Genomic DNA, 20,506 nt, shown 5'->3' on the forward strand with positions numbered 1-20,506 from the left:
GCCGGTTTAGACAGCGCCGTCGAAGCCCAGCTGGCGCCACGCCTCAAAGGCCGCGGTAGACGCGGCGTTGGACAGATTCATGGAACGCCGCGCGGGCACCATCGGGATGCGGACCTCGCTGGTGATGCGGGGGTGGGTGCGGTGGGCATCGGGCAAGCCGGTGGGTTCGGTGCCAAAGAGGAGGACATCGCCGTCGCGGTAGGCGACATCGGTAAACCAGCGCTTGGCCTGGGTAGTAAAAGCAAAGACCCGGGAGTCCGGCAGGGCCGCCATGCAGGCCTCAAAATTGGGGTGGATGCGCAGATCCGCCAGGTCATGGTAGTCCAGACCTGCGCGCTTGAGGTGCTTATCATCAAAATTAAAGCCCAGCGGCTCAATCAGGTGCAACGTGGCGCCCATGACCGCGGCGGTGCGAATGGCGTTGCCAGTATTGGTGGGGATGACCGGATTATCAAAGACGATGTGCAGCTGGCTCATGGTCCACAGTCTAGGGCCTAGCTCTTAGGAAGGTGCGCTTTGGAAGGTGGTCTAGGATGGTGGGCATGAGTGCTACCAAACTAGACGGACAATTGCACCGCGATGAGATTTTCGCTGACCTGGCCCAGCGCGTGGCCGCCCTCAAAGAACAAGGCATAACCCCCGGGCTGGCAACCGTGCTGGTGGGCGATGATCCGGGTTCTCATTCTTATGTGAAGATGAAGCACCGCGACTGCGAGCAGTTGGGTATCAACTCTATCCGGCGCGACCTCCCGGGGGATATTACGCAGCAGGAGCTGGAGGCCGTCATTGAGGAGCTGAATAATGATCCCGCCTGCACGGGCTACATTGTGCAGCTGCCCCTGCCCAAGCACTTGGATGAGAACAAGATTCTAGAAAAGATTGACCCGGACAAGGACGCCGATGGCCTGCACCCGGTCAACCTGGGCAAGCTGGTGCTCAACGAGGACGCCCCGCTGCCGTGCACACCCAATGGTTGTATTTCTTTGCTGCGTCGTTTCGGCGTGGAGCTTGACGGCGCCAAGGTGGTGGTCATTGGCCGCGGCGTGACCGTGGGCCGGCCGATTGGCCTGATGCTCACCCGCCGCAGCGAGAACGCCACCGTGACCTTGTGCCACACCGGCACTAAAGACTTGGCGGCAGAGACGCGTGCTGCTGACGTGATCATCGCTGCCGCGGGCAAGGCGCACATGCTCACCGCGGACATGGTCAAGCCCGGAGCCGCTGTCCTGGATGTGGGCGTATCGCGTGTAGACGGCAAACTGGCCGGCGATGTTGCCCCGGAGGTCTGGGACGTGGCCGGTTATGTCTCCCCGAACCCCGGCGGCGTGGGTCCGCTGACGCGCGCTTTCTTGGTGCACAACATTGTCGAACGCGCTGAGAAGCTCGCTGCCGAGAAATCCGCCTAACCACTGCGCCTAACTGATGAATCTGCCGTTGCGCCCCCAGGCGCCCAAGGCGACCCCCGGCCTGGACAACCCCCACGACCGGGGAAACGCCCCTTCCCGCCTGCCTGCCTGGCTGCAGTGGACGATGATTTCCGGTGTTTTTGCCGCCGTAGCGTTGTCTGGCCTCTTTGCCGTCCTGGAGCACTGGCGGCGGGCCACCTTCGTCCTGGGCGCCGCCATGCTGTGGCTGGCCGTTGTGCGGCTGAGCTGCGACTCCTCCCGCGTGGGCATCCTTGCCGTGCGCTCCCGCCGCTTCGACGCTGTCTACACCACCGCCCTGGGTGCGGCCATGGTCTTCCTGGCCGTGTCTGTCGATGCCCTGGGCAGCTAGGCGTGTGCCGTTCCTCAGTGTTGCAGGCCTAACGATGCAAGCAGCGCCCTGCGCTCGTTGAAAAAGTAGCTTGCCGCTTCCAGCGTGTCCTGTTCCACCTGGAAGTAGGGGTCCGCACCATCCTCCGGGTTGGCGAAGAAGTCAGCCAATTCGATGCCGCGTGCTTCCGCCAGTGAACCCGGTATGAACTTCCGCGTCCACTCCGGGTACATGCGGCTGATTTCGCTGACCTCAGAGGTTTCGATGCCCCGGAATTTGGCGTAGGCCATTTCGAGTATGAGGACGTCCGCCTGGGAGAGGTAGTCACTGCCCACCTCCGCGATGCACTTGAGCACACCACCACGGGCCTCGAAGTGTTCCCGCCACCACCGGACGTCTGCCTCCGAACAACCTTCGGGTGCAGTACTTGACCCGTGCTCACAGGCTTCCATTAGAGCGCGGACTCCGCTGGCAACCGGGCCGGAGGGGAGTGCCACGTATTGGTCTTCTGTCATTGAGTGGCCGAAACTGCGTAAGCTCAAGCGGTCCGCAGCCCACAGCAGCGCGATGAGCTTGCGGCAGCTATTTCCATCAACACTGTGGGCGTCGCGCGCGTCCCGCTGCAGGAAGAAATTGAGCGCCTGCGCTGTCTTGATGGCTGTCATGCTCGGCCCACCATGTCGAAAAGGAAAGACCAACAGTGGTCCTATGATTAAAGCCCCGGTCATCGGCAGCACTCCTGATATGTGGAGGGTCAACGGCCAGGGGCGTTGGGGCATATCCTATCCCCGTAGCGTGAGTTTTGCAAGCTGCCTTCGAGCCGTCAAGCAGGGCACTGCACTGATGATCTGCGTGGAGGACAAACCGGTGGTGATGTGGTCCAAAGGCCCGAGGCGAGCTAACTGGGCGTTCGGGCGTGACCTTTTCAGATGCCTACTAATACGCAGCTAGCGCCTCACTAGGTCTCCCACGCTGGGGTTGTAGACGTAGTCCACGATCTCGCCGGACAGGATCAGCTCGATGGCTTTATCAATGATGGGCAGGGGAACCACAAACCACTCGGTGGCGCTCACGCTTCCGCCGGCGCGGTTGACCACAGTGGCGTCCAGGCGCGCGGCGGCGAAAACCCGGTGGAGCAGGTGTTCCAAGGCAGAAGGCCGCAGGTTGTAGGCCTTATAGCTGGCCACCACCTCCACGGGAGCCATGAGGTAGGTGGGGCTCTTTTCTGCGCCAGCAATACGCGCATCAACCGTGCCGCGGGTGAACCCAATTTTGTAGAGGTTGTCCAGAGAGCGAATATCCGGGTGCTCCGAGAGGGACTTGAGGATGTAGAGGTATCCGGTTTCTTCGTCAGCGTCGCCAATTTCATCGCCGCTCATGGTGGTGCGGGTCAGCGCCTGGCCGCCGGTCTCGTACAGCCGGTTGGACAGCGACTCCCTGTACATGGCGGATTCTGTGCCATTTTCAAAGACCACGCGCAAGCGCGGCTTGGTTTCGCCCCGCGAAATCTGGGGTTCTTTCACGTCGGCAACGAAGCACATCACGCCATTGATGACGAAGAAGCGCCCTTCGCGGATGCTGCTCTCGCCGGTGAATTTGGTCAGTGCCCAGGAGCCATCGGCAAGCCCCGCGTGCTTCGCTGAGAAATGCTGTGCATAGGCCTCGAAGTCTTTGGCCTTGACGCGCACTGCACGCTCGCCGCCATCCTCTTCGGGGCTCTTGCGCGTGGGCAGGGTGGAGGTGTCCAGCAGCCCGGTGGGGTCGTCAACAAGGCCCAGGCTATCGGAGGCCATTAGCTCATCCAGGCTCTGGGGCGCTGGCTGTTGCTGGAGTAGGCCATGGACATCATGCTCAAGAAGCTCAGCAATTTTTTGCTCGCTGGCACGGATACCGGTCAACCGTGCGCCTAGTTTGCGCTCGGCGATGGAGAGGGTATCGGGACTAGGCTCGTGGCCGTGCTCAGCATAGAAGTTGTTGATTTCCCCAAAGGCACGCACTAGGCGATCAAGCTCGGTGACCGGGCGCGGCTCTTCGGGCATGTCCAGCAGGCCATCGGTGTCCGCGGCCATGAGCTGATCGAGCTGATCCATCAATGGATCGTGGGACATCAGGCTTCTCCTTGTTCGGTGCGGTTCTGGGCGGCCTGCTCTGCCTTACGGTCGGCAACTGCTTTGCGCACGACCAGTAACGCCTCGGCGAGCTTCTTTTCGTCCGCATCCTCGGAGCGGCGGTTGGGTTCGCGATTATGGGTTTTCACCCAGGCCTGCACGCGGGGGTAGAGCTGCATTGCTTCTTCCAGTGACATATCCACACGGGTGGCGTGGATGGTGTCCTCAATCAGCTGCAGCACGGTGGGGGTGACGGACTTCGACAAAATCTCAAAAGCCTTCTGGAAGGGGTTGATTTTGTCGATGAGGTTGATGTTGAGCTCGTCGATATTGACAAACTGGTGGGCCATCTGAATAAAGCGCTTATCGCCCACCTCTCGCACCTCACCGGTCTTAATCACGGAGTCCACCACCACGCGCTGGCGTACTTCTTCTACTTCGGTGTCGGTGAGCTCTGGGTACTGTTCGCGGATGATTTTCGGAATCAGGACCTTGTTGGTGGTTTCGGGGTCCACGCTGCCTACGGCTGCGCGGGCGAAGGTGTCGTCTTGCAGAATCCTGGCTTTCAAGTCGTTTAGATCCGAGGCCACAATTTGCTTCACGCGGTCTGTGGAGGGTTCTTTGAGTCCCTTGATCTTCAGCTCGCCGGGTTCCGACTTATCGTCATCGCTGCGCTTGGCGGAGAAGTTGAAGTTTTGTGCCAGGACCTGCTCCATCAGCAGGGAAGCGGTGATGGCTTTGAGCATGTTGTTCACGGAGACCGTCACTTCGCTTTGTGCCGCGTCTGGCTCCGCGAGCAGGTTGGTGAACTGTGCGTGGGTTTTACCCTCGCTATCGCGGGTGACGCGCCCGATGATCTGGATAACCTCAGTCAGCGACGCCCGGTAGCCCACGGTTAGCGCGTGTTCGGCAAAGGGCCAGTCAAAGCCTTCCTTAGCCATTCCGAGTGCAATGATGATGTCGATGGCGTCCCGGTTCTTAGAGGCAACGTCCGTCAGGTACGCCAGGGTGTGGGCACGTGCCTTCTGGTCGGTATCGTCCACCAGGTCCGCTACACGCAGGATCTGTCCGTTATCGTGGCGGCGCATCAGGATAACGCCGGTGCCTTCCTCCACGCCGATGTTCTCACCGATCACATCCAGGATCAGCCCCACTTCCTCCAGCTTGTCTTTGGTGGATTCGCCTGAGTTGACGTTCGGGATGTGCAGAATGGTCTTTTTATCCAGGTCCAACACTTCGGCCACGCTGTCGGTGTAGCGACCTTGGTAGAAGTGATGCCCAATGCCCAGGGACTTCAGGTGCTCGTAGCCGTTGAGCTGGTCGTAATAGTTGAAGGTCACCGGGGTGAACTTTGCCTCATCACCAGGCAAAAGGACGGGAACCGCATCGCCGCGGAAGTAGGAGCCGGTCATGGCGATGATGTGCGCGGTAGACCCGTTCATCACGTCCCGGAGCAGGGAGCCCAGGCGGTTATTGTCCAGGTCTGCGGAGACGTGGTGGAACTCGTCAATGGCCAGCACAGTGTCGTCGAAGTCCGCCGGCGATAGTTTGTCGAAGGCGTAGCGCAGCGTGGCGTGAGTGCACACCAGGATGGGGTCGGTGCTGCGTATGAAGCGGACGAACGCTTCGACCTTGCTGGCGCTGCTGCCGGGTTGGCAGAGGTTATTGCGTGGGTCTACCTCCCAGTTCGCAAAGAAGCCGTGCTTGACCAGTTCGGTGTTGCCGAAAGAGCCCCCGATGGAGCGCTCCGGGACGGCCACGATGACTTTCTTGAGCCCCTGGTTGTAGAGCTTATCCAGGCCGACGAACATCAGCGCGCGGGATTTACCAGACGCCGGCGGGGCCTTAATCAGCAGGTACTGGGAGTCCCTGCGCTCGTAGACACGACGCTGCATCTCACGCATGCCCAGGCCATCTGTGCTGACGGAGGTGCCTGCTTGTGCGTATTCAACGTTGACGATGTTCTCGCGGCGGTGCTTGCCCATTAGCTTTTCTTCTTTCGTGTGCGCTTCTTCGGCTGTGCCGCATCTTCTGCAGCGGTCATACGTTCATACATAGCAAACAGGGTGGACAACCTGTCCTCATCGGTTTCGAACCCACGGTCGGAATAGAGGGAATCTACGAACTTGTCGACGCCCCAGTGGGCCTCCCGCAGGTTATCCGGCATAAGGTCCGGGTCATAGAGCTGCGCCGGGGTCTTCTCACAGTGATATTCGCGCACGTCCAAAATGCGCAGGGCCTTCTGGGTGAGCTCCTGCTTCTCAGTGTCCGTGAGTTCGCGCACGGGGAAGTTGTTGTAAACGATAGTGTTGGAATAACGCAGTGAAGTTCCAAGCTGTCCAGCCACGGCGCGAGTCCACACCATGTGCATCCGCGAGGTCAACAGGCCAAACAGCCACGGCTCAGCATCATAAACCGCAAAAGCCAGATTGGAGATGACAGTATCGGGCCCAAGGAAACCCATCGGGATGTACTCACGCCGCTCAGAAGAAACACTGGGAACGATAATGGAATCGGTGGGCTTGTATCGCGCTTCAGCGAAACGGTAAGGGGTTCTAGCACGTTCTTGGGTTGCCAATTTCTTGCTTTCCAAGCGCATTCTTTCCACGATCTTGAGACGCTGTACGATGCCTTTGACCTGCTTCGCATCCGCTACACTTTCGTCGGTGATCCAGAGACAGAAGCGATCTATACCTTTGATGAACTCCTGAGCTCCCATGTACTTCTTAATGAACGGAGCGCCGTCCGGCCAGGAGGTGACAAATTGCTCTTTTTCGTGTACATCGAATGAGAGCCCGCCACCATCCGTCGACTTAGAGCCGTATGTCATCGGGGGCAGCTGTTTCGCCAGTGGTTTGGATGGACTTGCAATAAAGACATCGGGGGCATCAGTCAGGTATCCATTGATATGGTTTACCGCGTTCTTGAGGTCCTCGTTGAAGATGAAGCGCTCTGTGTTAGTAGAGGTGCTCAAGCCTACAACCACCACGGTCACGCCGGCAGCGCCCTTGGCGTTGTTCTCCCATTTGAAGGAGGTATGAGCGAAGTGAATGTGTACACCGTGGGCAAAAATAGAAGGCCACAGCATTCCAACCTGCTCACCTTGGGTAATCGAGTTGGTGCTCACAAAGGCAAGCTCAGCCGCACTATCAGTGATGTAATCCGCGCCTTTGATGAACCACAGTGCAATGTAGTCCAGCTTCTTGGGGTACTTCGTGGCGTTAAAAACGTGGACGAAGTCCTCTTTTTGCTCCGCGGTTTGCATGCTGGATCCGACGTACGGTGGGTTGCCAATCAGATAGATTTCATCGGTACCGTTGTTGGGGCAGACGTCGTTCCAGTCGATGCGGGTGGCGTTGCCGGCGTGGATGTGGCCGGTTTCCTTCAGGGGAATTAGCGGGATCTCTACTCCGAAGAGCTTCTTCAGCTCCTGGTTCATCTGGTGCTTGGCAATCCACAGCGAGAGGATGGCGACCTCCACGGCGAAGTCATCAATCTCAATGCCAAAGAAGTTCTCGATATTAATGCGCGACTTATCAAAAAGCTTGACGGTGCCTTCGAGCTCTGCCTGGCGCTGCAAGATGGAGTGCTCCAGGCGTCGCAGTTCCTTATAGGCAATAACCAGGAAGTTACCCGAGCCGCAGGCAGGATCGAAGACCTTGATACGCCCAATACGAACCAACAAGGCCTCTAGCTTCTTGGGGTTGTCGTAGGCGTTCTCGAACTCCTCGCGTAGGCCATCCAAGAACAGTGGCTCGATGGTCTTCAAGATATTCGGCACCGAGGTGTAGTGCTGGCCCAGGTTGGAGCGCTTGCCGGGGGTGACAATCGCCTGGAACATCGAGCCGAAAATATCGGGGTTAATATCTAGCCAAATCTGGCGGCCCAGCTCAATGAGCATCTCGCGGGCCTTGGCAGAAAAGCGTGGCACCGTCAGTGCAGAATCCGTGCGGAAGAGGCGACCATTGACATAAGGGAAGTCGGCGAGGTGTGCAGGCTTGCGGGCCGGGTCTGCCTCGTCCAACGCGGCGAACAGGTCACGGATGAACTCGGCTGTATCCGAACCATCCTCTAAGGTGTGAGAGCCGACAGCATTGGTGAACTGGTTCTGGGTGAAAATGCCGGTGTCTTCAGCAAAGTAGCAAAACAGCAGGCGAGTGAAGAAGACGTTGAGGCCGTGGCGGTTGTCTGGGTTATCCAACAAACCGGGGTTGGCGCTGGCGAGCTCATCGAAGAGCTTGCCCATCTTCTCTGCGGCCTTCACATCAGCGTGGGACTCTGCGGTGTACTGGGCTTTTTCCATGCCGGCCCAGGGCAGGAAGAACGTGAAGTGCTGATCAATCTCACGCAGGTTAAAGGTGCGGTTTTCTGCCGTCTTGGTGTCATAGGCAATCAGCTGCACATAATCGCTGACAATGACAAAGCGCGGGGTGAACTTAGTGACCAAGGGAGAGAGTCGCAGCTCCTCCAGCTCCGCCAGCAGATCCCCCTGGGTATAGCGGAAGTATACGATGTTCTTCTGAGCAACCTCGGTCTCAGGATGCTCCGCCACATTCAACGAGCCAGTACGCAGGCGCGTGATACTGCTCTTGGAACGGCCATAAGCCAGCAAAAGATCAAAAATGAACTGCTTATCGTAGGCTTCGCGCCCAGCCAGGGGCTTGATGCGTTCTTCAATTGCTTTCAGATTCAGGCGAGCCACCGTTGCTACCCCTTGCCGTGGAAGTGAGAGGATAAGTACTAGCCAGTTACATTACCCAACAAGGGTGTTGGGAGAAATTGCCTCCACGAAATGAAAGGCCCCGGTCATTTGTGCATTACCCGTAAAGGGTAAGAGGCCTGACCGGGGATCTATCGCTACCCACTCTATACGGCTAAGCAAGAGATACGCAACAACTACAGCACTAAGAGAGCTCGCGGGCGGGCAGGGCCGCGCTGGCGGGGGCATCGGCAAGCTAAAGGCAAATCCGAGCCCCCGCAGGCTAGCCTTCGCGTCGGCCACCCTCGCGCCGGCCACCCTCGTCGTCGACGTGGTTGAGCTCGGCCAGTTCGGTGAAGTCGGCTTGGGCGTCGGCGAAGCCCTCGGAGGGGTCGATTTCATCGAAGGAGCGGATGGTGCCGTCGCGTTCGTCTTTGAACATGTCGCGGCCGTAGATAACCAGCACCATGATTATGCCCGCCGCAAAACCCCACGCAGCGCCCTGGGTGGCCAAGACGCCCGCGGTTACGCCGGCGATGCCCAGATCCTTTTGGTTCTTGGCCTCCATCACGCCCACGCGCACGGACACAAAGCCTTGGATAATCAGGGTCAAGGCCAGCCCCACCGGCAGGATGGGGGCGACGAAGGAAGTGATGGGAAGGAGGAGCAGGCCGGTGTTGGTGCCCCAGCGGAAGGAGCCGGCGCCGCCGAAGATGGAGCGCATGGCGCGCTGGCCTTGCTTGTAGCGCTCCACAATCACCACGTGCATGGCCGCCCACAGTGGGCCGCACATGGCCACGTCGGGGCCGATGATGGACATGAGCATGTTGCGCCCGCCAAAGAGCAGGTGGGCGCGCGACGGGCTGTAGACCACGGCTTCATCGGTACGCACGTGGTCGGCTTCTTTGAGCACGGCATTGGCTTGGAGGACATCGCCAAAGACCACAATGTAGGCCGCGACCACGGTGGGGATGGCGGTGAGGAACATGTGCGCCGGGGGCAGGCCTAGACCAAAGATGGTGTAGTCCGACCACAGGGTGGCAAAGTCTGGGCGGGAAAAGCCCCACTCGATGTCCGGCCAGGGGGCCTCGCCGGCCAGCGGCGCGACAAAGACCGCCACGAAAATCGCCGGCAAAATGCCCAGCGAGGCCACAAAGCGCCACCCGGCTGCCTTCTGCCGCAGGTTGGCAAAGCTGCGCGAGTACATCAGGTAGAACGCCACCGCCACGCAAATAGTGATGGTGATGGGGAAGGAGTGGAAGCGGCCGCCTTCTTTGAACACGGAGACAATCGCGGCCACGCCTGCGCCCAGCACAATTCCGGCGCGCAGACTCGACGGTATTAGCCGCACCACTTTCGACGCCCACCCGGTCACGCCCAGGGTCAGTGAGAAGATGCCCAGCAGCAGCTGGAAACTAATCAGCGCCCAGACGCGCTCCGGGCCTTCGGGGAAGGTCTGCACGTAGACCGTCAGCAGCGGAATGGCGGGGGTAATCCACCCGGGAACCACCGGGTCGCCCAGCAGGTGGTGGGTCAAATACAGTAGACCATTGAGCATGACCACGGCCAGGGCTACCTCATAAGGCATGCCCAGGGCCTCCGTCATCAGGGGGATAGCGCCCAGGTCCACCACGCACATGAACAGGCCTTGGCCAAAGTCTGGCCATTCCATGCGGTAGTGCACAAAGGGCAGGCGGATGTCGAAGGGTCCGGCTTTCCAGTGGGGTGCTACCTTGCCGATGCCCTCTTCCGCTCCAGGTTGCAGATGGTTGCTGTCAGACATGTCACCTACTTGAACTCGATGATTTGGCGCAGGGCGGTGCCTTCTGCGAGGTTGTCCATGGCCTGGTTGATCTCATCTAGCGTGATGTGGGAGGAGATGAGTCCTTCGGCGTTGAGCTTGCCCGCGCGCCAGAGTTCCTCGTAGCGGGGGATGTCCTTGGCGGGCACGGAAGAGCCCAGGTAGCAGCCGTGGACGCGGCGGGCTTCCGCGGTCATCACTAGCGGATCGATGCTGATGGTGGATCCGGGGGCGGGCAGGCCCACGGTTACGGTTAGGCCGCCGGGGGCGGTGATCTTGTAGGCGGTCTCTAGTGCCTTGGGGTGGCCGGCGGCTTCGATGACGGCGGTAAAACGGCGGCCGGATTCTTCGGCCTCGGCAGGGGTCATGGCGGCGGTAGCGCCGAGTTCGAGGGCCTTGGCGCACTTATCGGCCTGCATGTCGATGCCCACGATCTCCTCCACGCCCAGGGCCGCGGCGGTGATGATGGCGGACATGCCCACCCCGCCCAGGCCCACGACGGCGATACTATCGCCCGGCTGCGGGTCAACCTCATTGAGCACCGCGCCGCCGCCGGTGAGAATGGCGCAGCCAAAGATTGCGGCGATGTCTGCGGGCACATCCGCGCCGATGGGCACCACGGACAACTCTGAGACCACGGCGTGGGTGGCGAAGCCGGATACGCCCAGGTGGTGCTGGACGGTCTCGCCCGCGCGTGTCAGGTGGCGGGTGCCGCGGATGAGGGTGCCTTCGCCGTTGGACTTGGATCCGACCTCGCAGGGCATCTTGCCGTCGGTCTTGCAGCCGGCGCATTCGCCGCAGCGAGGCAGGAAGGTCATCACCACGTGGTCGCCCACCTTGACGTTGGACACGCCGGGCCCCACGGCTTCGACCACGCCGGCGGACTCGTGGCCCAGCAGCATGGGCAGCGGCCGCGGACGGTTGTTGTTGACCACGGAGAGATCCGAGTGGCACACGCCCGCGGCAGTGATTTTGACCAGGACTTCGCCCTCACCGGGGGCGCTGAGCTCTAGTTCGCTGATGCTTATCGGCTGGGATTGCGCGTAGGGGCGCTGCGCGTCCGAGCGCTCCAGCACAGCGCCCTGGATGGTGATGGAGTCAGACAAGGTTCCTCCTTGAGTAGCGATTAAGTAACGGTATTGAACCGTGGTGTGAGGTAGATTACCGCTACACCGCCTGGTGCGGAAGAGGAATGCTATGTGGATTTCTCCATAATATGCAGCCGCAAGTGTGCGCACGGCCATGAGCGCGCAAAGTCGTGAGTGCGCACGGCCATAAGCGTGCCCGGCCATGAACGTGCCCGGCCATGAACGTGCCCGGCCATGAACGCGCCCGGCCATGAGCGCGCCTGGCCATGAGCGTGTACGGCTATGCGCGTGTGCTGCGCTCCAGCATGGCTAGGCGCAGGGCCAGGTAAATATCCAAGCTGCGTGGACCGGTGGCCCAATCGCTGCCCAGGAGGTTATCTATGCGCTCCAAACGCTGGCGCACCGTGTTGACGTGGACAAACACGGCCTTAGCAGTCTCAGCCACACTGTGACCGTGCAGCAGGTAATGGTAGGCGGTCTGAGCCAAGGCGGTGTGGTGGGTGGCATCGTAGTCCAGCAGCCGGCCAATGGTGTGGGTGCGCAGCATCTCTAACGCGTGCGGGTCCGCCCCCAGGATGAGCCCCACCGAGCCCAACGTGGCTTCCGTGACCAGCTGTCCGCGTAACCCCAGGGCGAGGGCGGAATCTAGGTAAGCCAAGGCGGCATCGTGAGCCTGGGGAATGGTTCTAGACGCACCAACTTCTACTGCCGCGACTGCCGTACCTGCACTGGCCTGCAACAGCGGTGCCACTGCGGAATCGAGGTCACCGTCAGGAGCAAAGAGCACGCATAGGTGTTGGTCATGCCGGGTTATCGCGGTAGCTCCACGCAGCTTGTCTTCGACGGTGCGGGGTGAGAGCCCCACGGCAGGTGCCGGGACGTTCACCGGAGCCTTAGCCGGGGTCTTAGCCGGAGCCTTAGCCGTGTTCTTAGCCAAGGCATCACCTGCAATGGCCAAGAAATACAACCCCTGCGGCCGGGTGATGTCTATCCCGGTGAGCTGACGCAAGCGCGTGGCCTCCTCCTTGCCGGCATTACCCAGCACCACCGAATAAACCAAGTCATCAACCTTGCGAGCGGTGGCATCCACCAACGCCTCATGAAATAACGCAATGGCGCTAAAAGCCGAGGATGCATGGGTGAGGATGCGCGCCTGCATTTGCGTGACCTCCCGGCCCACGCAGATACACCCCAACAGCCTGCTATTGAACTCCACCGGTAACACGCACCTGGCGGCCCCGCCTGTAGCGGAGGAACCGTCGCGGCCGCTATCCTCGCCGTCGGCCCTGGCCGGGTGGCTATCGCCGTCGCCGCTATCCCGGACGTCGTCGTGGGCAGCGGTGGTAAACGTGCGCGTGCGGCAGGCAGTAGCGATGAGCTGCGCCCAGGGTGAGGGGGAGGGGGCATCGGCAAGCCAAAGCACAACCTCGGCCTCCAAGACCTCGGTGAGCACGGCAGCCAGCTGCTCAAAGCCAGCGCTGCCGGTTAGGACCTGCAACAATTGGGCATCCACCCTATTGAGCCACTCAAGGTCCTGGATGTGCCGGCTTAGCGCCACCTGGGAGCGAGTCAACTGGGCAACGGACTCGCCTTGGGTCTCAATAACCTGGGCGGTCTCCAGGGCCACCCCCGCCATTGCGCCCAGCAGCTCCAGTGCGGCGATTTCCTCGCGCGAATAATGGCGCGGGTGGCGGTCACCCACCAGCAGCGCGCCAATAGTGGTGCCACCAATACGAATGGGGGCGCCCAAAATGGCGCGGATGCCCTCCGCACGCACCGCGGCGTCTACATAATCGACGTGCGTGACGTCCGGGTCCTGCGCATGGTCATAAGTCCAAGCCGGACGGTTGGTGGCAGCGACTATGCCCAACACCCCGGAACCGATGGGCATACGGATCTCCCGAAACTCCTTAGTCTGCACCCCAGTGGTGGTCAAGACATTAGTAAAGCCGGAGTCTGCATCATTGAGGCTGATGTAGCCCACATCCGTACCGATAATGGCACGGGCGTGGCGCACAATCGCGTCGCAAACCTCCCCGGAATCGCGGCCTGCGTTGAGCATCTGGGAGACATCGAGCAACTTGGTGGACATCACCCGCCACGTGCGGTGGGAGGCGATGGTGTGCTCCAGGGCGCGCAGGGCGGCGGCATCTGCGGCATCGAGGCGCGCGGCGAGTTCATCCGGTACGCGGGTGCCGTTGGTGAGATGGCTGAGGATACTGCTGATGGGGGAGGCCATGGCCCTTTAGCTTAATGGCCGCTAGCTTAATGGCCCGGGAGGGCGGTGCGGGCTAGTTTAAAGGCCCGGGTGGGCCCTGCCGCCTGGACGCGTACCATTGGGCGGCCACCGCCCGGTTGTCACGGCGCAGGAACCACGCCGCCACGCACACCGGAGCCGCGCAGAGAAACGCGCAGGCGTAAATCCCGGCGCCGACTATAAACGGTGGCAGCAGGGCCTCCTGGAACCCTTCGATATAAATAGCCACATACGCTGCGTAAATGCCCAGGCTCACGGAGAGGACGAAGAGAATCAGCCGCAGAAATCCGCTGGCGAAGCGCCACACCAGCACGGCACACAGCAGGGCGATGGTGATGTTGTTGGCCCAATGGAGCCGCTGGACGGTGCCAATGAGTTCCTCGTAGTTATCCTTGGTCAGGGTTGGTATGAACGAATGCCAGGCCAGCATGGGGACCAAGCCGCACACGAACGCCACCGCGCACACCGCGAGCGCGGGCTTGATTACCGCGGCGCCTTCCCGCCGGACCGCGCGGCGCACCGCAGCGCAGGCGATACAACCGACATAGAGCGCAATCACCACCACATAGCTGGCGTACACGAAGAAGGGGAAAGTGGTCATGATGCTTAGCTCCCGTCGATGGTGCTGGAATGGGCCGCGGCTTCCCGGTGGGTCGAGCGCACCAACCATATGAACAGGGCCAGGGGAAACACATAAAACAGCGCCGCAATGAAAAAGAAGACCCCGATGGTAGACAGCGGCACCGGGGCATCCCGCCACGCATCCGCGGTGACAACTAGGAACGCAGCCGTCGCTGCGAAGCCAAGCCAGAAGACGAACAGCGTGAGCTGCGCGGCGTTTGTCACGTAGCGCCACATGGCCACGGCTGTGAGCCCGACTGCGGTGACAATAAAGCCGCAGATGCGCCAGGCTGCGATGAACTCCCCCGACGCCGGCCAGGCAAGCCACAACAGCAGGGGGACCACCCCGCACCCCAGCGCCGCGGCACACACCGCCACCGCAGCCTTGCCTGCCGATGCCTTGCTTGCCGATGCTCCCGTGGCACCACCCCGTGCCGTGCGGCCTGGTGGGGGACTGTCTGGTGCTGCGCCGCTTGGTGCTGCATGGCCTGGTGACGGATAGCCTGGCGCCGGACTGTCTGGTGCTGCGCCGCTTGGTGCCGCTCGGTTTGGGGTGGCGGGATCTCGCGTTGCACCGAACACAATCGCCGCTGACACCGCAACCGCGGTGAAGAATGGCACTCCAAGGAAGCCGAGGAACATGGATAGGGGGAGGATAGTCATGGAAGCAGCCTTTCTGTGCTTGTTGCCACCCTAGCGGACTGCCGCCAATTTCGCAGAGGTTTAAAACTTTTCTATGTGGCTCCGCGGATGCTACCGGCGGGTCCGGGCGGTTTCTTCCGGTGCGCGCAAGCGGGGCAGCACGACCCGGAAGGCTACTTTGACCAGCCATAACACTAGACACACGGGAAGCGCACACAGGAATGGGATGAGGAAATACCACATGCCAACGATGGGCGGTGGCAGCAAGGCTCCGGTGAGACCGCCGGAGGCGATAAACAAAGCTAGTTGAGAAATGCCGAAGCTCAGCCACAAGACAAAGAGACAAAGCTGCAGAAAGTTGGCGACGGAGAACCAGATCACCACCGCGCACAACACGATGATGCCGCCAATACAAGCCAGCAGCCTCCGCTCAACGCTTTCTGCGTCTTGTTGCAATTCGGCAGTGTCAAAGCCATCCGGAATTGTGCTTGCCGGCCACAAAACCCACGTCACCGCGGGGACCAGTCCACACGGAAGCCCCGCAGCGCCCACCGCTATCGCAGACCGGACCGCTGTGGTTCCGCCGCGCCGGGCAGCATGACGCACCAGCGCCCAGGTTGCCAAGGCCACGAAGAGAATGGGCACCGCAAAGTAGCCGATGTATGTAAAGGGGAAGTAGAGCATGGTGTTTAACTCCTTTTCGCGGGATTCATCGGGGCGTGCGCGGCCTGGTTGCACGCGGCTTCGCTGGCGGCAGGAGCGTTTATCGGGTTCCGCGTGGTCTGTCTGGAGTCCGGGTTGCGCACGGCGCGGAACACATCGCGGGTCCACCACGTAAGCACCGGTGGCAGGCACGAGACCGGAACGCACCACGAGACAGCGGCGAGCCCAAAAAGTACCTGTTGGAGGGGGTCCTGTGGTCCGTTTCCTGCCGTGGTGATGAAGCCTGCCGATGCAAGCCCGCACGTCAACAGCAGCGTAAAGAGTATGAGCTCCAGCGCGTTTTCGATGTACTTCCACACGATAAACACCCAGACCGGGAGGGCGACGAGCAAAAAGCGAAGCTCCGGATCCTCAAAGAGCGTAGGTGGATTTCCGGACAAAGAGTACGCTGCGGCTGGAGGTGCAAGCCAGCCGAAGAACACCAGCGCAGGTATGAAGCTCCAGGCAAACCCCGCGGCGCACAGGACGACTACCTTCTTGGCGGAGCTGCCTCGAATTCTGACCGCGGCAAAGCTCATCGGCACGGCGATCAGGGCAACGACTACGCCGGTGGCGACTAGGAAAGCCGGGGGTCCGGTCACGGCGAAGGTGGTCATGGCGGCAGCCTCTCTGTGTTTGTTTGAACCCTAGCCCACCGCCGCAGATTTCGCAGGGGTTTAAAACTTTTCGCCCCCACTTCTCCGCGAGCTGGACGGGACCCTGCGTTGTTCCTCATGCTCCACCTTCCGGCGCCTACGCGTGGCCTGTGCCCATGCCCTGCCGCCGACATCCCGACCACAATCCCGCTTGTGTGCCGCGACCAGGCTACCCCCGTCTGGGTTGCGCCACCCCCGTGTGGGTGCCCCCGCCGCCATGGTAGATCCGCCCAAAGTTTACCCTCATTGCACACTCCATTAGACAATGTGAAAATTGACCCTTGCGCAGGCAATACCGGCCGGTTTAGTGTCGATGCCATGAACCTCGAGACGACGCTAATAGGACCAGGGCCCACAGCGCCTGGCGCCTTTATTGACGGTCTCGCCGAGCTAGCCGGTGAGACCGTAGAAAGCCTCGTCGCCCAAGGCTGGTGCCCACTAGCAGCAGCCAAAACCATCACCCTCCACACCACCTACTACGGGGATACCACCTACACCGGCCTGCAATACAAAGCCCTTACCGCCGCCCGCACCCAAGGACACAGCATCTTCGCCCTCGACCTGATCGAGACCAAAACCAAGCGAGTTGCCGACAAGCTCGCCAAATGGAAACTACGCGTCAAACTCTGCAAAACGCCTGCCGCACAAATCGAGGCCGTTGCCCGAGAGCAGTTGAAGAAACTAGCCAAGCCACGTGAGGTTAAAGAAGGCGTAAAACTCACCCACCACGCTAATGGGCTGGCCACGCTGAAAGCTACGGGCAAGTCTGTCGACATCATGGACGTCCACGCCGTGGTTGACCCCAAAGACCAAGTAGAAAGCTTCCTGGCAGCCTTCAGGGGCGGGGGCGCTGGCAAACAACGCTACATCCCAATCATCCCGATCTACCTGGATCAGATCTGTGAGTTCGTCGACCGGATGCACAACCCCGGCCGGTATCCCACCGATGCCGATATCCGCGTCCGCGCCTCCAACGGCGCGATCCTCACCGGTAAGGACTTGTTGGAGCGGTTGTGCCTGGACTACGGGTTTATCGCAGCCCTCTCCCGTGAACACGGCCCGTTGGACTTGTACCGCTATTCGCGTAGCGCTAACTCTAAGCAACGCTTATTGCTACTTGCCGAGGGTGCGGAATGCTCCTGGATAGGCTGCCACTTGCCGTTTGATAAGTGCCAGATCCACCACATCCAGCCCTGGAACCAGGGTGGCCAGACCAACATGTCAAACCTGACCCCATTGTGTCCGCACCATAACGGTGCCAACGAAGACCACCCACCAGACGGCATCCCAATAACCCGGGGTCGGATAGTGCGCATGGGTACCGGGGTCGGATGGCAAGCACCCGGTGGCGCCCCACCAATACAAACCCGGCCCGCGCCCACACCGCCATCAGCCACACCCACCACCTACCCACCGGAGGCTCACCACCAGGCAACGCCGCCACCGCAAGCCCACCACCAGGCAACACCACCACCGGAAAGCTAGCCGCCAGAAGACCAGCCAGAAGGGATGCGGCGGCATCGGAAAGCACACAGCCCCAACCGCGACGACACAAAGCGCGCGGAAGGGGCCAGACGTGCGCGCAGGTCCCAGCGAGGAAGAGGGGAGGTCAGCGGCAACGGAGCCGGCGCGGGAAGAGAGGGGGCCGGATGAGAATGGGCAAGCGAGCCGGTGGGGACCGACTCGCTAGAGAGACAGGGATTCGGGTTTGCGGGCTTAGGGTTGCTGGCCCGGGAGCAGGGAAGAGGCTAGCGGCGCAGCGGCTTGCCGGTGATCAGGGCGTGGAGTTTGCCATCGGTAACCTGGCGGTGGACAGGGAGTTCACCGGAGTAATCGACCTCTGACATGATTTCTGCGATGAAGTCCGATTCCGGGATGGAGGAATTGCGGGCGATGGCGACGAGTTCGTCCATCTCTTCCTGGGAAAGGTGATTGTCGTTTTCAAAACGCTTCCTGAGCAGAAAGCGGGCGCGGCGGCGCAGCTCCGACTCGGAGACCAAGTCCTTGCGGTTCTTCACCCAGGCGTAGCCGATGATGAACATGATGGCGATGCCCATGTAGCCCAAGATGGGGTAGACCCAGCCGATGAGGTTGCTAAAGCCGATGAAAGAGAGCACAAAACCAATGAGAACGGAGATGCAGTACACCTTATAGAAATTCTGCGGGTGCTTGCTGGTCAGGCGCTTAGCGAAGGCATAAAACATGCCGATGGCGGTGTTATAAATCATGCCGTAAATTGCGATGGTCATGGCGGTGCCCAGCCAGGGGTGAATCTGGGAAATCATCTCCAGGGTTGGCATGTCGGCCTCCGTGATGGGGCCCACGGAGATGTAGAGCCCGCCCACCAGGATGGCCAGGAGGAACAGGAAGCATAGTCCGCCGATGATGCCGCCGTACCCGACCTCCTTTGTATCCAGGAAGTTGCCCCCGATGACAATGGTCATCGAGACCACCACGATGACGTTGAGTCCGACATCGTTGATGGCTGCCACCCACCAGTTGGGCAAGGTGGTGGGGATTTGCTGAGCCTGCTGGTTAAGGTGCGTCCAGTCCGGGGTGGCGGTAAAGACCGTGTAGAGCGTGCCGATGGTCAGCAAGATAATGATGAACGGCGTAATGGCCCCGATAGCGATGGTGACCTTGTCTACATCCAACAGGCCAGTGAGGAGAGTGAGCACCAACATGATGGTGGCGCCAACCCAGATGGGCCAACCCCACTGTTGGTTCAGGTTAGTGCCCGCCCCGGCGAACATCGCAAAGCCGATACAGAAAAGACAGGTTAGCGTGCTGATGTCGAGCAGTTTGGACACCAGCGGGGTGGAGACCGCGTCAAAGACGGAGGTGTGTTCCTTCGCCCGATGGTAGGAGCCCATCTGCAAGATGGTGACGCCGGAGACCATCATGGCCAGCGCGGTACACACCGCGCCCACGATGCCCCAGTTGCCGAAGGCCACAAAGTACTGTAGTGCCTCACGCCCAGAGGCGAAGGAGGCGCCGGCCAGTACGCCGATGAAGGCCATGGCGATGCCAAATGATCGTTTCAACATGGTGTGTACCTGTCCTTTCAGTACATCCCTAGGCGGTGGGGTCAGTGCCGGTGCCATCGTGCGCGGCAGGGCTTGGCGCAGCAGCGGCGGCGGTGGGGGAGCTGGCGGTGCTCTCAGACGCGGCAGGGCTTGGCGCAGCGGCGGCGGCGGCGATGAAGCGGGCGACCGCCGCGATTTCAGCCCGACCCCGGTCAATGATGGCGGCGGAGGTAAACAGCCCGTGGTGGTAACCCACCAGGTGCCGGTAGGTGACATCCACGCCGGCTTGGGCCAGTTTGGCGGCGTACTCGGAGCCCTCGTCGGCAAGGGGGTCATTGTCTACCGTCAGCACCAGGCTGGGCGGCAAACCAGCGGGCAACTCATGCAGCAGCGGGGAAAGATCCGCGGCCTCGCGCTGGGACTCCTCCGTGACGAAGGTGTCGATGAACCAGCGCATGGTGTCAGCCGACAGCGGGAAGCCGCGCTCCAAGCGCTGATACGACGCACCCCCTTCGGTGCGCGCCCGCGAGCAGTCAACGATGGGATACAACAACGCCTGGCAGCTCAGCGGCGCCACGGCCTCTGGGTCAGCGGCATGGATAGCGGTGAACTCATTAGCCAACACCGCGGCCAACTGCCCGCCGGCGGAGTCACCCACCACCGCAATCGAACTGGCCGTCAACCCGTGCGGCGCGCAAGGATCAGATAGCCATCGGTAGGCGGCCCGGCAATCATCAATCGCCGCGGGGTAGGGGTGTTCAGGAGCTAGGCGATAATCCACCGCCACCACCGGCAGCCCCGTCAGCACCGCCAACCGGCGGCACAGACTGTTGTGGGTCTCCAGGTTGCCCATCAGCCAACCGCCACCATGCATGAAGAGGATGACGGGGGTGGCATCGGCAAGCTCAGGGCCCTGCCGCGGGTCGTAGACACGCACCTGGAACGGGCCCACTGGCCAGTCGGCCGTGGCGGGCTCGACCTCCTCATGCAGGGGGTTGGCCTGCGCGGAGGCCACATAGTTGGCCCGCACCTGCTCGATAGGAAAGTGGTGGAAAGACTTCGCGCCTGCCGCGCGGAAAGGCTCCAGCGCCTTCCATGCATCAGCAGCCACGGGGCGGCCGGAATACTCGTCGCGCAACACAAACATGGGA

Annotated in this window: 17 protein-coding genes; 3 read left to right on the forward strand and 14 right to left on the reverse strand. The window is 61.1% G+C overall.

Translation table 11 applies throughout. The annotated features are described in order from the left end of the window. Nucleotides 1-6: 6 nt before the first annotated feature. Complete coding sequence (locus tag G7Y31_RS02720) at nucleotides 7-477, reverse strand: tRNA (cytidine(34)-2'-O)-methyltransferase (RefSeq protein ID WP_165008408.1); 471 nt, start codon at nucleotides 475-477, stop codon at nucleotides 7-9. A 65-nt stretch (nucleotides 478-542) separates the two neighbouring features. Here G7Y31_RS02720 and G7Y31_RS02725 point away from each other — a divergent pair, with 65 nt between their 5' ends. Next, nucleotides 543-1,406, forward strand: a complete 864-nt coding sequence (locus tag G7Y31_RS02725) for a bifunctional methylenetetrahydrofolate dehydrogenase/methenyltetrahydrofolate cyclohydrolase (RefSeq protein ID WP_165008410.1) — start codon at nucleotides 543-545, stop codon at nucleotides 1,404-1,406. Between the two features lie 16 nt (nucleotides 1,407-1,422). Continuing rightward, the gene (locus tag G7Y31_RS02730) at nucleotides 1,423-1,776 is read left to right on the forward strand and encodes a DUF3017 domain-containing protein (protein ID WP_165008412.1); all 354 of its coding nucleotides are present in this window, start codon (nucleotides 1,423-1,425) and stop codon (nucleotides 1,774-1,776) included. A 14-nt stretch (nucleotides 1,777-1,790) separates the two neighbouring features. Here G7Y31_RS02730 and G7Y31_RS02735 read toward each other — a convergent pair whose 3' ends face one another. The 11 genes from G7Y31_RS02735 to G7Y31_RS02785 all read right to left on the reverse strand — a co-directional run bounded on the left by G7Y31_RS02735 (nucleotide 1,791) and on the right by G7Y31_RS02785 (nucleotide 16,290). Then, nucleotides 1,791-2,420: a Panacea domain-containing protein gene (locus G7Y31_RS02735; RefSeq protein WP_165008414.1), complete on the reverse strand. Its 630-nt coding sequence runs from the start codon at nucleotides 2,418-2,420 to the stop codon at nucleotides 1,791-1,793. Nucleotides 2,421-2,702: 282 nt separating this feature from the next. Beyond that, nucleotides 2,703-3,863, reverse strand: coding sequence for a GIY-YIG nuclease family protein (locus G7Y31_RS02740; protein ID WP_165008416.1), 1,161 nt, complete (start codon nucleotides 3,861-3,863; stop codon nucleotides 2,703-2,705). Further along, nucleotides 3,863-5,848: a DEAD/DEAH box helicase gene (locus G7Y31_RS02745; protein ID WP_165008418.1), complete on the reverse strand. Its 1,986-nt coding sequence runs from the start codon at nucleotides 5,846-5,848 to the stop codon at nucleotides 3,863-3,865. Before G7Y31_RS02745 ends, G7Y31_RS02740 begins: the two co-directional genes overlap by 1 nt. Further along, on the reverse strand, nucleotides 5,848-8,565 hold the full coding sequence (locus G7Y31_RS02750; protein ID WP_165008420.1) for a class I SAM-dependent DNA methyltransferase: 2,718 nt from the start codon (nucleotides 8,563-8,565) through the stop codon (nucleotides 5,848-5,850). The genes G7Y31_RS02745 and G7Y31_RS02750 overlap by 1 nt, the downstream gene beginning before the upstream one ends. 280 nt (nucleotides 8,566-8,845) lie before the next feature. Further along, entirely contained in the window at nucleotides 8,846-10,345 is a 1,500-nt protein-coding gene (locus tag G7Y31_RS02755) for a permease family protein (protein ID WP_165008422.1), read from the reverse strand. 5 nt (nucleotides 10,346-10,350) lie between these two features. Beyond that, nucleotides 10,351-11,469 (reverse strand): alcohol dehydrogenase catalytic domain-containing protein, encoded by a 1,119-nt coding sequence (locus G7Y31_RS02760; RefSeq protein ID WP_165008424.1) that lies wholly within the window; start codon nucleotides 11,467-11,469, stop codon nucleotides 10,351-10,353. 262 nt (nucleotides 11,470-11,731) lie between these two features. Further along, complete coding sequence (locus G7Y31_RS02765) at nucleotides 11,732-13,690, reverse strand: helix-turn-helix domain-containing protein (RefSeq protein WP_165008426.1); 1,959 nt, start codon at nucleotides 13,688-13,690, stop codon at nucleotides 11,732-11,734. Nucleotides 13,691-13,742: 52 nt separating this feature from the next. Next, nucleotides 13,743-14,309 (reverse strand): hypothetical protein, encoded by a 567-nt coding sequence (locus G7Y31_RS02770; RefSeq protein ID WP_165008428.1) that lies wholly within the window; start codon nucleotides 14,307-14,309, stop codon nucleotides 13,743-13,745. Between the two features lie 5 nt (nucleotides 14,310-14,314). Beyond that, nucleotides 14,315-14,992, reverse strand: coding sequence for a hypothetical protein (locus G7Y31_RS02775; protein ID WP_165008430.1), 678 nt, complete (start codon nucleotides 14,990-14,992; stop codon nucleotides 14,315-14,317). A gap of 90 nt (nucleotides 14,993-15,082) precedes the next feature. After that, the gene (locus tag G7Y31_RS02780) at nucleotides 15,083-15,655 is read right to left on the reverse strand and encodes a hypothetical protein (RefSeq protein ID WP_165008432.1); all 573 of its coding nucleotides are present in this window, start codon (nucleotides 15,653-15,655) and stop codon (nucleotides 15,083-15,085) included. 5 nt (nucleotides 15,656-15,660) lie between these two features. Continuing rightward, nucleotides 15,661-16,290: a hypothetical protein gene (locus G7Y31_RS02785; protein WP_165008434.1), complete on the reverse strand. Its 630-nt coding sequence runs from the start codon at nucleotides 16,288-16,290 to the stop codon at nucleotides 15,661-15,663. A gap of 357 nt (nucleotides 16,291-16,647) precedes the next feature. Here G7Y31_RS02785 and G7Y31_RS02790 point away from each other — a divergent pair, with 357 nt between their 5' ends. Then, nucleotides 16,648-17,814, forward strand: coding sequence for an HNH endonuclease signature motif containing protein (locus G7Y31_RS02790; protein ID WP_165008436.1), 1,167 nt, complete (start codon nucleotides 16,648-16,650; stop codon nucleotides 17,812-17,814). A gap of 263 nt (nucleotides 17,815-18,077) precedes the next feature. Here the strand turns inward: G7Y31_RS02790 and G7Y31_RS02795 are convergent, their stop codons facing one another. Both G7Y31_RS02795 and G7Y31_RS02800 read right to left on the reverse strand, forming a co-directional pair. After that, the gene (locus G7Y31_RS02795; protein WP_165008438.1) at nucleotides 18,078-19,376 is read right to left on the reverse strand and encodes a YkvI family membrane protein; all 1,299 of its coding nucleotides are present in this window, start codon (nucleotides 19,374-19,376) and stop codon (nucleotides 18,078-18,080) included. A gap of 28 nt (nucleotides 19,377-19,404) precedes the next feature. Then, a complete protein-coding gene (locus tag G7Y31_RS02800; RefSeq protein ID WP_165008440.1) occupies nucleotides 19,405-20,502 on the reverse strand; it encodes an alpha/beta hydrolase in 1,098 nt (365 codons plus the stop codon). Nucleotides 20,503-20,506 lie beyond the last annotated feature (4 nt).

The organism is Corynebacterium lizhenjunii, from assembly GCF_011038655.2.
GTDB lineage: Bacteria > Actinomycetota > Actinomycetes > Mycobacteriales > Mycobacteriaceae > Corynebacterium > Corynebacterium lizhenjunii.